The organism is Isachenkonia alkalipeptolytica, from assembly GCF_009910325.1.
GTDB lineage: Bacteria > Bacillota > Clostridia > Peptostreptococcales > T1SED10-28 > Isachenkonia > Isachenkonia alkalipeptolytica.
The window spans coordinates 1-13507 of record NZ_SUMG01000016.1; the positions used below are offsets into that span (position 1 = coordinate 1).

The window sequence follows — 13507 nt, forward strand, 5'->3', positions numbered from 1 at the left end:
AGTTTATTAAGGTTACCCAAAAACATTATACCTTGGTAATTTCTGTATTTTACAAAATCACGATTACCGCCAGCAATCTGGTGCTTATGTTTTAACTATTTAAGGACATTTTCTAAAAGGGTTGACACTTTCCCCATAAAAAAACCTCCTATTTTCAATATTTCCCTATCTTTTTCCTCTCATCAGCCCGAAACGATTGAGAATTTTAAAGAGCTTATCCCCCTTGGGAATCAGGTCAAAGTCTTCTTTTCCAACGGCCCGGGTAAGCATCAGCATCAAAAGGTACACCCCGCCGCCGATGGGAATGGCGATGATAGTGGACAGGGAATTTCCCAGGACCCCAAGAAGCATACGATGAACCATAAGTACCACCGCCCCCATGGTGGCGGCGGCGAGGATTGGTCGCATGGCAATTTTTCGAAAACTGATTATTGCCCGGGTTTCCCGTTTGACCGCATACAGGTTTAAGCTGAAGGCGATGGCGTAGGCCATTACCGTACCGATGGCGGCCCCCCGCACATTGATGGCAGGAATCCCCGTTAGGATATAGGTGATGATCAGCTTGAAAAAGGCGCCGATCAGTAAGTTTCTTACAGGGATATGGGCTTTCCCCAGCCCCTGAAGGATGCCTGTCAGAACCTGAACCTGGGTTAAAAAGATCACCGCCGGGGCCAGGGCAAAGAGCACCTGGCCTGCGGAGGCGGGCTCATTGGGGTACAGCAGGGACATAATCGGCCCGGCCAGTACCAACAGTCCGATGCTTGCGGGCAGCCCCATTAAAAACCCTACCCGGATGGCGGACTGGGTGTCGGCTTTCACGCCGTCGTAGTCCTCCCGGGTAAAGGCTTCGGAAATCACCGGCACCAGACTTACGGCTATGGCCACGGTGAGCACCTGGGGAAGATTGATCAGGGTGTTGGCCATCCCCTGGAGCTGACCGTAAAGGCTGTTGGCTTCCAAATAGGTAAATCCGATATCCTGGAGACGGCGGACCACCAAAAACGTATCGAACATATTGATCATCGGCACCACCGAGGCCCCGATGGCAATGGGCACCGCTACTTTTAAGAGCTTTCGAATAATGTTCTGTACGGAATCCGGCTGGATCCGTACCCCTTCGGAAAAACCGCGGACAATCTTCGGCTTTCGCTTTAGATAAATCCTTGCCATGGCCAGGGTTCCCGCAATGGCCCCGGCACCGGCGCCGAAGGAGGCGGCGGCAGCGGCGTATTTCACATCGGCGGCGACGACGTAGATGATGATCACCGCCAGGGTAAGTCCCAGAGTCACCCGGGCGGCCTGCTCCACGATTTGGGAGATGGCCGTGGGCTTCATCTCCTTCATCCCCTGGAAATAGCCTCGAAAGGCCGCCAGGATCGAGACAAAAAAGATCGCCGGGGACATGGCCAGAACGGCGAAATAGGCATTGGGATTGCTGAAAAAGGTGTTGGCCAAAAATCCGGCAAACACGGCGATAATCAGCATCCCCGCAGCCCCTAGTCCGAAGAGCAGGCGAAAGGATACTTTAAAGACCTTATGGGCTCCCCGAAAGTCTCCCTGGGCCCGTTTTTCCGCCACCAGTTTCGAGATGGCCGTGGGAAATCCCGCGGCGGTAAAGGCGAGCAAAAAGTTGTAAATGGTATAGCCCACCTGATAATATCCCATTCCGTCGGAGCCGATGATGTTTCCCAGGGGGATTCGAAAGAAGGCCCCTAGGACCTTCACCAGCATACCGGCGGCGCCAAGCACCGCCGCTCCTTTTAAAAATGTATCTTGTTTCATGGCACTATAAGACCTCCTATAAGACCGAAGTAGCCCTTGGGCTACTTCCGTTCTTAAACCCGGTGCATACTGGGTTTACCGCTGCTAAATTTACAGCTCCTCGGTTCGCTCGATATCCGCTTCTTCAAACAGCTGACTCATATGGTTTTGGAAGCGCTGACTGCCGATATGGCTTCGGATATTTTCTCTGGCTTCCTCCAGGGATTCACTTTCTTCAATACGGTCTTCCACTAGAATGATGTGGTAGCCGAATTGGGTTTCCACCGGTTCTTCGGATACCTCCCCCACTTCTTGGGAAAAGGCGGCTTCCTCAAAGGGACCTACCATCTCCCCTCTTCCAAAATAGCCGAGATCTCCGCCCCCGGCGGCGGATCCGTCGGTGGAGTACTCCGTCGCTAAGGCTTCAAAGGATTCTCCCTCTTGGATACGGTCAATCAGTTCTTGGGCCAGGTCCTCTTCCTCCACAAGAATGTGTCGGGCCTGAACTTCATCGGTTTCAAACACCTCGCTGTTTTCTTCATAGAAGTCTTCGATTTCCTGCTCCGTTACTTCATTTTCACTGAGGTACCATTCCTGGTACTTCTCGGCGTAAAGCTCTTTTTCAATCTGTTCCCGAAGGAAGGCTTCATCCAGGGTACCCTCTTCCAGAAGGGCCTGCATGTCGGGATCCTCCAGGTAAGGGTCCAGGGCCTCATCAACTTCTTCGTCGGATAGGGAAATGCCTTCTTCCTGGGCTCTTTGCATTACCAGACGCTCCAGAATCAGAATCTGGGATACTTCCTGCTTTAAGGCCTCCAGCACGGTTTCTCCACTCTCGATGGTCATCTCCCATACATCTTCTCCAAACTCGGCCTCATAGCCTATCTGATACATGGCCAGCACCTTGTCAAACTTCTCCCGGGAGATTTCCTCCCCATTGACTACGGCAATGGCTTCCTCGTTCATTTCTTCCTCCTGATCATTCCCACAGGCGGTTAAGGCAAATACTGTCAAAAGCGCTAACAGCAGCACCCCGATTTTTAACTTTTTCATAACCTTCCCCCTTAATTCTTGGCTTTTTCGTTTCTTCTCCTATTTTCCTTGCTTTTCTTGCTTTTCTTGCCTTTCTTAGCTTTCTTGATTTCTTAGCTTTCTTGCTTTTCTTAGCTTTCTTGCTTTTCTTAGCTTGCACATTCTGTCTCTTGCATTCCTTAAGTTTTAAATTCCGGTGTATTGCTTGATGGTTTATTTCTTGAACTCCATCCATTATACCGCAACTTTGCCTATTTAGAAAACCCTCTTTATAATGGATTCAAGAATACTCGTGACTTTAGTCGTGAGATGAATTGAATCGGTCTTGAATTGGTTTTGAATCAATCATTGCATTACTTCTTGCAGTAATTCTCTTGCAGTTTTTTAACTTTGGAGTCTTATAACCCTTTGGTGCTGTACTAAAATCTATCTTTGTTGCGTGAATGTCCATTAAAATAGCATAACCGGAAGTCATTCTTCCTTTAATAAAATACGTTTTTCCTAAGTAGGATACTTTGTCAAATTTTCTAAACCCTTGGATCTTACCCGTAGGAATTGATTGTTGGCTGCGAATCCCTTTGGTTTGCTGATAATCGCCAACACTTACTCTTCTTTTAAACAAAACCTGTAGCCTGTCAAATGCAACGTATTTTCCTTGACCGGCAATAACCACAGCATCCATATAGTGTTCTTTTGGTAATCCTAACAACTGTCTGTGCTCTTTGGTTATAAATCCAAAAGTTTCCCTTGCCTCCGGAATTCTTTTTAATAATTGCATTCTTATACTGTTCATTTGTGTAGCATGTTTTAGATCGCCTTTCTGTTTTCCGGATAACGTTATTTGTATAAGGTGTAAATGAACCTTGTCATGACAGCTTTTGCACAAGGTAATTAAGTTCTCCGGCTCATCCGAGCCACCGTTTTTTCTAAATACAATATGATGCACTTCTAATCGTTGATTCCTAGACTTACCACTACAGTATTGACAGGTATGGTTATCTCTATGCAAAACATAGGCCTTGGCATTGGCATAACCATAGTTCACTCCGCGTTGGTATAATAACTTATTCTTTAATACCTCCGGGTTTTTCAGCGCATGAGAATCAAAGTTGGCGGTTTCTAACACCATGTTACTAATCGGTAATATGGACTGAACAAAATGAATTTCTTTCATATGCGCATGAAACTTACTGGTCATGGTTGGGGAAAAACGGTGTTTTTTAATGCTGTTTTTCCGATTCCTCCAACGGGGCTTACGGTATCTCGTTTTTCTGCTGCGTCGGGTTCGTCGATACTTGCCCCGTCTTGTCAGTTTTTCCGAAATATCATTTCGAAGTGTTATTTCTGATACATAGACCACTTTGGATTTTTCAGTAACTGCAGCGACACCCACCTTAGAACTACCGGTATCCATACCAAGGGTAATGTCTTGAATATAAGAGCTTGTGTTGTATAACAATTGGATGGTAAAGGGTGTTTTTGACTTGACTTTTGCTTTGCCTTGTTTTAGTAACAACCTGGCGATTACATTATGGCAAGGCATAAGCGGTTGTTTTTCTTGATTAATAACCTAAACCATAATATAACCTCCTTAACAGGTAAATCCTCTACATAAACTGTAGGTAATGCGTATCCTTGTACTGTTACCACACAAGGAATCCGACTTCATCTCGACAATGATCACTAGGCTTTTTACGTATATATCACCGAAGCGTTCCCTTAACTTCTACTTAAATATATACGATAGAGCAACGGTCTGATGCGTCAACCGAGGGTATCATAACCTAACAATCGTAGGGACTATTTCTAATCACTAAGTCTGGTGAACCAAGACTTTTAGAAGCCTACGACTTTAGTCGTGGGAGGTTCACTTTTCTCTCTAGGTAGCCTGTATTAAGAGGCCGCTCCAGTGGTCTTATCCAGCAAACCTATGCGGCGTTTAAGGCTGCAGCGGCTATGCATGCAGTTTCTAATTGCGCAGCTATACTCCTTTGCAGTACATACTCCCGCATTACCTCTGCATGCACTACCTATGCCCGGGACTGTAAGGTTTCCAATATCTCCTGTAAATCCTTTAAGAGATCATAGGCACTTTTTTCCTTGGGTTTGTAGAGAAAATAAAAATCCTTCTGTCCGTGGAAGGTCAAAATCCACTTATAGCGGTGGAGCAGTTCTCCGATGGTTTCCGGGTTCAGCTTCGTATCCCGGCGGAATTTCAGCTTGATTCCCTTTTCTCCTCCGGTAATGCTCTCCAGGTTCAGCTCTTTGCCCAGGGCCTTTAAGTAGGCGATCAGCATCAAATGCCGGACCACCATGGGCAGGTCACCGAAACGGTCCTCCACTTCCTCTTCAATGGAATAGAGATGATCTAAGTTTTCGATGAAGACGATTTTTTTATAGATCTCAATTTTATGTCCTTCGTTTTGAATGTAATCCTTGGGAATATAGGCATCCACAGGGATTTCGATCAGGGTTTCCGGCTTCTCGATCACCGGGGCCTCCCCTTTTTGCTTCGTCAGGGCCTCGGAGAGCATTTTCACATAGAGGTCGTACCCCACAGCAGCGATATGGCCGTGCTGCTGGGCCCCCAGGATATTCCCGGCCCCCCGGATTTCCAGATCCCGCATGGCGATTTTAAAGCCGGAGCCGAACTCCGTAAACTCCTTAACCGCCTTCAGCCGTTTGTCCGCCACCTCCGAGAGGATTTTATTCCGCTCATACATCAAATAGGCATAGCCCTGTTTGTTGGTCCGGCCCACCCGGCCCCGTAGCTGATAGAGCTGGGAGAGCCCCAGGCGGTCGGCGTTTTTGATGATAATGGTGTTGACGTTTTGAATATCCAGGCCGGTTTCGATAATGGTGGTGCATACCAGGACGTCGATCTCTCCGTGGTAATAGGCCATCATCAGTTTTTCCAGCTTTCCCTCGGCCATCTGACCGTGGGCCACTTCCACCCGGGCCTCGGGGATCAGCTCCTGGACTTTTCTCGCCTCGGAGTGAATGGTATCCACCCGGTTGTAAACCACATAGACCTGGCCCTCCCGCTCTAACTCCCTCGACACCGCATCGGCGGTTAGGGATTCGTTCTCCGGGGTGACGTAGGTCTCCACCGGGGAGCGCTCCTCCGGCGGGTCTTCAATCACACTGATGTCCCGGATGCCGATCATGGACATATGCAAGGTCCGGGGGATCGGCGTAGCGGTCAGGGTCAGCACGTCCACGTTTTCCTTCAGGCTTTTCAGCTTCTCCTTGTGTTTGACCCCGAAGCGCTGCTCCTCGTCCACTACGAGGAGGCCCAAATCCTTAAATCGTAAATCCTTGGATAAAATCCGGTGAGTGCCCACCACCAGGTCCACGGTCCCCGCCCGAAGATCCTCCAGGATTTTCTTTTGCTCCTTGGCACTTTTGAATCGGCTGAGCATCTCCACTTTCACGGGGAAGGTTTCGAAACGTTCCTTGAAGTTATTAAAATGCTGTTGGGCCAGGATCGTGGTGGGCACCAGAAAGGCCACCTGTTTTCCGTCCAGCACCGTTTTAAAGGCGGCCCGGATCGCCACTTCGGTTTTCCCGTAGCCCACATCGCCGCAGAGCAGGCGGTCCATGGGCCGTTCCCGTTCCATGTCCCGTTTTACCTCTTCGATGGACTTTAACTGGTCCGGGGTCTCCTCATAGGGAAAAAGGTCCTCGAACTGCTGCTGCCACTGGGAGTCCTTGGAGAAACTGTAACCCTTGGCCTCCTCCCGTTTGGCGTAGAGCTCAATTAAGTCCTCGGCAATATCCTCTACGGCCCGCTGTACTTTCTTTTTCTGCTTCGTCCATTCGGCCCCGCCGAGTTTGCTGAGCTTCGGCGGCTTATCATCGTCCCCGACGTACTTTTGAATCAGGTGCATCTGATCCGTGGGAACGTATAAATGATCGGTGCCGATGTATTTGATTTTCAAATAATCCTTTTTCACCCCGGCCACGTCCAGCTCCTCAATGCCCAGGTATTTTCCTACCCCGTGGTTTTCATGGACCACGTAGTCCCCCACGTTCAGGTCCACATAGCTTTTTAGGGTTTCCGTGTCGCTGTCCCGGCGCTTTTTCGTCTTCTTCTTCTGTTTATGGACCCCGTAGATCTCCAGGTCCGTAAGAATCATGTATTTGTGATCCAGGTATTCAAATCCCCGGCTGACACTGCCTTCCAGGATGATCACTTCCCCGGTTTGGATGTCTCCCCGGGGGGATACGGCAAATTCCCCGAAGACCCCCCGCTCCCGGAGGAGATCCAGGAGCCTTAGGGCCCGGTCCTTGCTTCCCGGTAGCAGCAGGGTTTTATACCCTTTTTGCCTAAGACGGATGATCTCTTTTACCAGGCGCTCCATTTGGCCGGCGAAGGAGGGGGCTTGGCGGGTGATGAAGTTCACAATGCTTTTCGGGTTAAAATCCCGGTGGACCTTGGGCAGCAAGCTGTAGTTTACCAAAGAGAAGCTTTGCAGGCGCTCTAAGATTTCCGGGTACTGAAATAACAGCTCCCCCTGCTTCGGAAGAACTTCGCCTTTTTCGAGAAGATTTTGAAAACTTTCCGCGAATTCCGTAGTCCGGCCGGTGCTCCGGTCCCGAAGACGGTTGGGCTCATCTAAGATCACCAGGGCGTCCTGGTCGAGATAATCCAGCAGGCAGCAGGGATGGTCGTAGATGTAGGGAAGGTACTCCCGAAGTCCGGAGACGTCCTGTTGATTTTCCAGTCGATCCACCAGATGCAGGGTTTTTTCTTCCAGGTTTTCAAAGGCGTCTTCTCCTAAGGGTTTTTTCATCCTCTGAAGATCCTTTTTCAATCTCTCCCCCACCGCCGACAGGTTCTCCCGCTCCACTAGCAGGGTATCCGCCGGGTAAATGGTGATCTTTTCCACCTTGTCCACGGACTTTTGGGTCCCCCGGTCGAAGGACCGGATGGAGTCCACTTCGTCGTCAAAGAGCTCAATTCGGTAGGGATCCTCCTCGGACAGGGGATAGATATCGATGATCCCTCCTCGCAGGCTGAACTCTCCGGGGTATTCCACCCGCTCCGTACGCTCATAGCCCTGCTGAATGAAGGTCTGAAGCACGGTTTCTAAGTCCACGGTCCCTCCCACTTCAAAGGGAAGGATTAAGCTTTCAAACCGGGATTTCGGCGGGAGTTTCAACAACAGGGATTCCACCGAGAGCACCAAAGTATCCACTTCTCTTCGAAGCAGTTTTTCCAATACCTCAATTCGCCGGTTTTCCCGCTTTTTATCCGAGGCCTCCATTTCGTAGAACATGATCTCCCGGTTCTCAAACAGGGCGGCGCGTTCTCCCCGGTAAAACTTTAAATCCTCGTAGATATTTTCCGCTTCTTTTTCCGTGTAGGTGATGATCATGGTCTGCTTCGGTTTTTGGGCCTCCCCGAGGCCATAGGCCATATGGGCCTTCTGTCCGTCGGTAAGTCCCTGGAGAAGCACCGGGGTTCGCCCCTGTTCGATATGCTCCGTAAGCTCTTGAAACTTCCCGGATTTCAGCAGCGGGGCTAAAAGCAGCTCCTCTTTGATTTTTGCCGAATCTTCGGGGCTATTCTTCTCCAATTTATTCTTCTCTTTTATTTTATTGTCTTGATCCTTTTTATTGCTCTGATCCTTCGGATTCTTTTTATCCATTTTTTTCACGACCTAACCGTTATACGTATTCATGGCAATATCCAGGCCTTCCGACACAATGGTTTTCGCCGCCATGGAGGCTTTTTCAATGGTCTCCGCCACATCCCGCTTTTCCTCTTCGGCAAAGGGGGACAGAACAAAGGAGGCCAGGTCCTGGCGTTCCGGCCGACCGACGCCGATTCTTATCCTTGGAAATCCGTCATCTCCCAGCAGGCGGATGATGCTGCGCATGCCGTTGTGACTGCCGCCACTGCCTTTTTTTCTGATGCGCAGTCTTCCCGGATCCAGGTCGATGTCATCATAGATGACCACCAGGTTGTCCAGGGGAATTTTATAAAAGTTCAAAAGCTCCTGAACGGATTCTCCGCTTTTATTCATATAGGTCTGGGGCTTTACCAGCACCACTTTCTTCCCGCCGATGCGCCCCTCTCCGATTAAGGCCTTGTACTTGATTTTTGTGATCTTAATATCGCTTTCCATGGCTAAGGTGTCCAAGGCCAAGAATCCCACGTTATGCCGGGTGGTGGCGTATTTTTTTCCCGGGTTTCCCAGGCCCACAATCACATAGGTCTCGCTGCCCTGGGCCGGGGCTTCCGGCTTCTCTTTTTCTTTTTCAATTTTACGAAATAATTCCATGATTTTTTCCATCGACGATCCCTCGCTTTTTTGTACCAGGGGGTCGGACCCGGTGGTACACTTTTTTTGTACCAGGGGGTCGGACCCGGTGGTACACTTTTTGTTTTTTGCAAAAGACATCTTTGCAAAAGACCTCTTTGCAAAAAACAGATGTAAGGGCAGATTATCCCATCTGCCCATCCATCTTATTGATTTTGTCTTCCGGTTGTAGCTTTCCGCGGTCTTATGATCGCGGCTTTCCGCCCCGGCTTTTCCTTCCGGTGCCTGCCTTTAGTCAAACAGCTTGGATACGGACTTATTGTCGTGAATTCTTCGAATGGCTTTGCCGAAGATTTTGGATACGGATACGGAGCTGATCTTCGCCGACTGCTTCTCTTTTCCAAGAGGCACGGTGTCGGTGACCACCAATTTTTCAATGGAGGAACTGTTGATCCGCTCAATGGCCGGTCCGGAAAGAATCGGGTGGGTACAACAAGCCTGTACGGATTTCGCTCCGAACTCCTTTAAGGCGTTGGCGGCCTGGGTAATGGTTCCCGCGGTGTCAATCAAGTCGTCGACGATGATTACGTTTTTCCCTTCGATCTCTCCGATGATGTTCATCACTTCCGATACGTTGACCTTGGGTCGTCGTTTATCGATGATGGCAATAGGAGCGTCCATCAGGTTGGCGAAGTTTCTCGCCCGGGTTACGCTTCCCATATCCGGGGATACGATGACCAGGTCTTCCATGTTCTGCTTTTTAAAGTACTCCGCTAAAATCGGCACCCCTAACAGGTGATCCACGGGAATGTCAAAATACCCCTGAATCTGAGAGGCGTGAAGGTCCATGCTGAGCACCCGGTCGGCGCCGGCTTCGGTCAACAGGTTGGCCACAAGCTTAGCGGTGATCGGATCCCGGGCCTTGGCTTTCCGGTCCTGGCGGGCATAGCCGTAGTAAGGAAGGACGGCGGTAATTCTTCCGGCGGAGGCCCGTCGAAGGGCATCAATCATAATCAAGAGCTCCATGATGTTATCGTTTACCGGGGGATTGGTGGACTGTACCACAAACACGTCTACCCCGCGGACGGTCTCTTTAATATTTACGTAGATCTCTCCATCACTGAAGGTGGAAACGTAGGCGTTTCCTAGGGTTACCCCTGCAAATTCCGCAATTTTTTCTGCTAATTCCGGATTGGAGTTCCCTGTAAAAACTTTAATTTCAGTACCGGCGGTGTTCATTATTACAATTCCTCCTTAAGGTTTTTAAATTTTTTCTTAACCCAACCATCTATATTATGCTGCTCTCCCCGTTCTATGGCAAGAGCGCCCTTGGGTACTTCCTTGGTAATATTGGATCCGCAGGCAATGTAGCCGTATTCCTCCACGGTAACCGGAGCTACCAGATTGGAGTTGCTGCCCACAAAGGCATGATCCTTGACGGTGCTTCGGTGTTTACTTTGACCGTCGTAGTTCACAAAGATTACGCCGCAGCCGATGTTGACGTGTTTTCCGATGTCGGCGTCGCCGATATAGGCCAGGTGGGAGGCTTTCGAATCGTCTCCGATGACGGAGTTTTTCACTTCCACAAAATCCCCGATCTTCACCCGTTTTCCCAGGGTACTCTTGGGTCGGAGATAGGCGTAGGGCCCGATGATGGATCCCGCTCCCACAATGGAGTCTTTGATCGTGGAATTTTCCACGGTCACCTTATCATCCACTTGGCTGTTCTCGATGACGGTATTGGCCTTTAAGGTCACTTCCTCCCCGATGACGGTTTTTCCCTTTAGCATCACGCCGGGCTCAATGACGGTGTCCTGACCGATGAGGACTTCCTCTTCAATATAAGTATTTTCCGGATTGATTACGGTGACCCCGTTTTCCATATGTTTTTCGACGATCCGCCGGTTCATGATCTTTTGCACTTCCGCCAGCTGTACCCGGGAATTGACCGCCATGATATCCTCGTAGTCGTCGGTGATATAGGCTCCGACTTTTTTGCCTTCTTTTCTCAGAATCCCCAGGATATCGGTTAAGTAATACTCTCCCTGAGCGTTGTCGTTATTCAGTTTCGGCAGGGTGTTTTTCAGTTCCTTAGAGTCGAAGCAGTAGATGCCGGAGTTGATCTCTTTGATTTGGCGCTCTTCATCCCTTGCATCCCGCTCTTCCACGATGCCCTCTAAGAGGCCTTCTTCGTCCCGGACAATCCTGCCGTAGCCAAAGGGTTCTTCCAGCTCCGCGGTAAGGACCGTGGCCTGATGGCCTTCCCGGCTGTGATAGGCCATCAGTTTATCCAAGGTTTCCCCTCGAATCAGGGGGGCGTCTCCGTAGAGTACTAGGGTAATGCCCTCCTCCTGGATTTCATCCACGGCCACCATCACCGCATGACCGGTACCCAGCTGCTCTTTTTGCACCACGGTGCCCACGTTTTGGGGGAGGCTTTCCCGGACCATATCCGCTCCTCTGCCGATCACCACCGTACTTTGATCCACTAAAGATTTTCGTCCGTTGTCTAAGACATGCTGAAGCATGGACTTTCCTGAAACCTTATGAAGAACCTTCGGGATTTTGGATTTCATTCTGGTTCCCTGTCCTGCTGCTAAGATAATTGCTTGTATCGCCATTTCTTTCACCTCGTAATTTTCATTTTAATTTATTCTTGCTCTTTTCCTGAGCTGTTCTTTCCTAAGCTGTTCTTTTTCTCAGCCGCTTGCTTTTTTCCTTTGACGCTTGTTTTATTGTTTTATTGTTTTATTTTTTATTCCCTTACCACCTGCATCAATATCCTGTTTTCTACTTTCTTTTATCGATTGTATTTTTAAGATTTTTCTTGCGTTTTTTCTTAGGGTTTTTCGGTTATTCAGTTTTTCCTCATCCCGTACTAGTCTATTACATTTTATCAAATTAATGAAGGGTTTTGCAGAAAAAAAGCAAAAAAGAAAAAAGAAAGCCCTAAGGCTTTCTTATTCCGGTATTTCCTCCGTGGATTCTTCCTCGGATCCCATGGCCTCGGCCTTGGCTTCGGCTTCCGCGGCTTCCTGGGCTTCCAATTCTTCATACCGTTCGAAAATGGCTTCCTGAATCATTCCCCGGGTGTCCGAATTGATTGGGTGTGCAATATCCCGAAAGTCCCCTTCTCCCATTTTCCGACTGGGCATTGCGATGAAGGGACCGTTCTGTCCTTCGATAATTTTGATGTCATGTACTACGAACTGATCATCAAAGGTCACCGAAACCACAGCCTTCATCTTCCCCTCTGAGGTAATTTTCCGAATCCGTACATCTGTTACTTTCATCCTTTTACCACCTTCCTTATGCAAAAATATTTTTGAGATGAATATGGATTAAGACAAAAATTTACCATATACCTAAGTATTCTACATAAATCAGGAAATTCCTTCTTCCTTTGCGAAGTTTTCTGAATTATTTCGTTTTTTCTTTTTTTCTCCTGTTTCTTTTTCTGAATTCGGGGTAATAATAATTAATAACTAATAATTTTTATCATTCTGACAGTTCTCCGGTAAACCTGTCTTTCTCAGGTATCGGAGATTCGAAGCGTTTTTCAAAGGAGGTGTAACCTGTGGCAGATCCTAAAGAGCAATCCGTCCACGAAGAACAAGATCATGCATCCTCAGCGCAGGATTCCAATGTACGGGAAATCAATACCGGCAACAAACAGCAGGAGGAAAGTACCACCTACACTCAAGAGGACATCGAAAAGAACAAAGCGATCGCCGCTTTAGCCTATTTAATTTTCTTTTTGCCCTTACTGGCTGCGCAAGATTCATCCTATGCCCGATTCCATGCAAATCAAGGACTTTTACTGTTCATTCTGGGTTTTGGCGGCAATACGATCCTAACCATCATTCCGATCCTCGGATGGATTATAATTCCTTTTTTCTCCCTGTTTGTGATCATTCTGGGGGTAATGGGTATTTTAAATGCGATCAACGGGAAGGCCAAAGACCTGCCCCTTATCGGTCAGTATCGTATTTTGAAGTAAGTTTACCCTAAAGACGTGGGCCCGGAAGTTGGACTCTAAAATTAAACTCGAAGGTTGAACTCGAAAGTTGGACTCGATAAACCACCCCTAAGGAAGATGTTCCTAAACATTATGATTCCGAGACCAAGCCCCTAACCTCCCTTTTCCTCCGGCTTGGTTGACCTTACTGAAAATCCCCGGAAATTGCGGTTATTTCGCCGCAGTTTTCCCGGGGATTATTTATCGTGGTTTTTTTGATTCCGTCCACTTCTTTTACTGTCCTTACTGCTGTTCATTATTACTGTCCCTGATACTATCCCTGCTACTGTCCCTGATATTGTCTCTGATACTGTCTCTGATACTGTCCCTGATACTGTCTCTGGTACTATCCCAATTGCTTTGTCTATTCCTAGTGCTATTTCCTAGTCCTATTCCTAGCCCTATTCCTAGCCCTATTCCTAGCCCT

General features: G+C 48.5%; 10 protein-coding genes. 1 reads left to right on the top strand and 9 read right to left on the bottom strand.

From position 1 onward, the window contains the following. Positions 1-165: 165 nt before the first annotated feature. The 9 genes from ISALK_RS11275 to spoVG form a co-directional block, all read right to left on the bottom strand. Complete coding sequence (locus ISALK_RS11275) at positions 166-1782, bottom strand: putative polysaccharide biosynthesis protein (protein WP_160722333.1); 1617 nt, start codon at positions 1780-1782, stop codon at positions 166-168. A 90-nt stretch (positions 1783-1872) separates the two neighbouring features. After that, complete coding sequence (locus tag ISALK_RS11280) at positions 1873-2814, bottom strand: peptidylprolyl isomerase (RefSeq protein WP_160722335.1); 942 nt, start codon at positions 2812-2814, stop codon at positions 1873-1875. Beyond that, positions 2741-3028, bottom strand: coding sequence for a hypothetical protein (locus ISALK_RS11285; protein WP_160722345.1), 288 nt, complete (start codon positions 3026-3028; stop codon positions 2741-2743). Before ISALK_RS11285 ends, ISALK_RS11280 begins: the two co-directional genes overlap by 74 nt. A 63-nt stretch (positions 3029-3091) precedes the next feature. Next, positions 3092-4360 (bottom strand): RNA-guided endonuclease IscB, encoded by a 1269-nt coding sequence (gene iscB, locus ISALK_RS11290; RefSeq protein ID WP_371723911.1) that lies wholly within the window; start codon positions 4358-4360, stop codon positions 3092-3094. A 463-nt stretch (positions 4361-4823) separates the two neighbouring features. After that, positions 4824-8447 (bottom strand): transcription-repair coupling factor, encoded by a 3624-nt coding sequence (gene mfd / locus ISALK_RS11295; RefSeq protein ID WP_160722347.1) that lies wholly within the window; start codon positions 8445-8447, stop codon positions 4824-4826. A 12-nt stretch (positions 8448-8459) separates the two neighbouring features. Continuing rightward, entirely contained in the window at positions 8460-9095 is a 636-nt protein-coding gene (pth, locus tag ISALK_RS11300; RefSeq protein WP_236660363.1) for an aminoacyl-tRNA hydrolase, read from the bottom strand. A gap of 258 nt (positions 9096-9353) precedes the next feature. Further along, the gene (locus ISALK_RS11305; protein ID WP_160722349.1) at positions 9354-10301 is read right to left on the bottom strand and encodes a ribose-phosphate diphosphokinase; all 948 of its coding nucleotides are present in this window, start codon (positions 10299-10301) and stop codon (positions 9354-9356) included. A 2-nt stretch (positions 10302-10303) separates the two neighbouring features. Then, on the bottom strand, positions 10304-11683 hold the full coding sequence (gene glmU, locus ISALK_RS11310; RefSeq protein WP_160722351.1) for a bifunctional UDP-N-acetylglucosamine diphosphorylase/glucosamine-1-phosphate N-acetyltransferase GlmU: 1380 nt from the start codon (positions 11681-11683) through the stop codon (positions 10304-10306). Between the two features lie 339 nt (positions 11684-12022). Further along, positions 12023-12355: a septation regulator SpoVG gene (spoVG, locus tag ISALK_RS11315; protein ID WP_160722353.1), complete on the bottom strand. Its 333-nt coding sequence runs from the start codon at positions 12353-12355 to the stop codon at positions 12023-12025. 284 nt (positions 12356-12639) lie between these two features. Between spoVG and ISALK_RS11320 the strand changes: the two genes are divergently transcribed. Continuing rightward, complete coding sequence (locus ISALK_RS11320; protein ID WP_245394424.1) at positions 12640-13062, top strand: magnetosome magnetite crystal formation protein family; 423 nt, start codon at positions 12640-12642, stop codon at positions 13060-13062. The last annotated feature ends 445 nt before the right edge of the window (positions 13063-13507 follow it).

Coding starts and splice junctions, on each gene's coding strand:
- ISALK_RS11285 (WP_160722345.1), bottom strand. CDS start 3,028: ATGGATGGAGTTCAAGAAATAAACCATCAAGCAATACACCGGAATTTA.
- spoVG (WP_160722353.1), bottom strand. CDS start 12,355: ATGAAAGTAACAGATGTACGGATTCGGAAAATTACCTCAGAGGGGAAG.
- mfd (WP_160722347.1), bottom strand. CDS start 8,447: ATGGATAAAAAGAATCCGAAGGATCAGAGCAATAAAAAGGATCAAGAC.
- ISALK_RS11275 (WP_160722333.1), bottom strand. CDS start 1,782: ATGAAACAAGATACATTTTTAAAAGGAGCGGCGGTGCTTGGCGCCGCC.
- pth (WP_236660363.1), bottom strand. CDS start 9,095: ATGGAAAAAATCATGGAATTATTTCGTAAAATTGAAAAAGAAAAAGAG.
- ISALK_RS11280 (WP_160722335.1), bottom strand. CDS start 2,814: ATGAAAAAGTTAAAAATCGGGGTGCTGCTGTTAGCGCTTTTGACAGTA.
- ISALK_RS11305 (WP_160722349.1), bottom strand. CDS start 10,301: ATGAACACCGCCGGTACTGAAATTAAAGTTTTTACAGGGAACTCCAAT.
- glmU (WP_160722351.1), bottom strand. CDS start 11,683: ATGGCGATACAAGCAATTATCTTAGCAGCAGGACAGGGAACCAGAATG.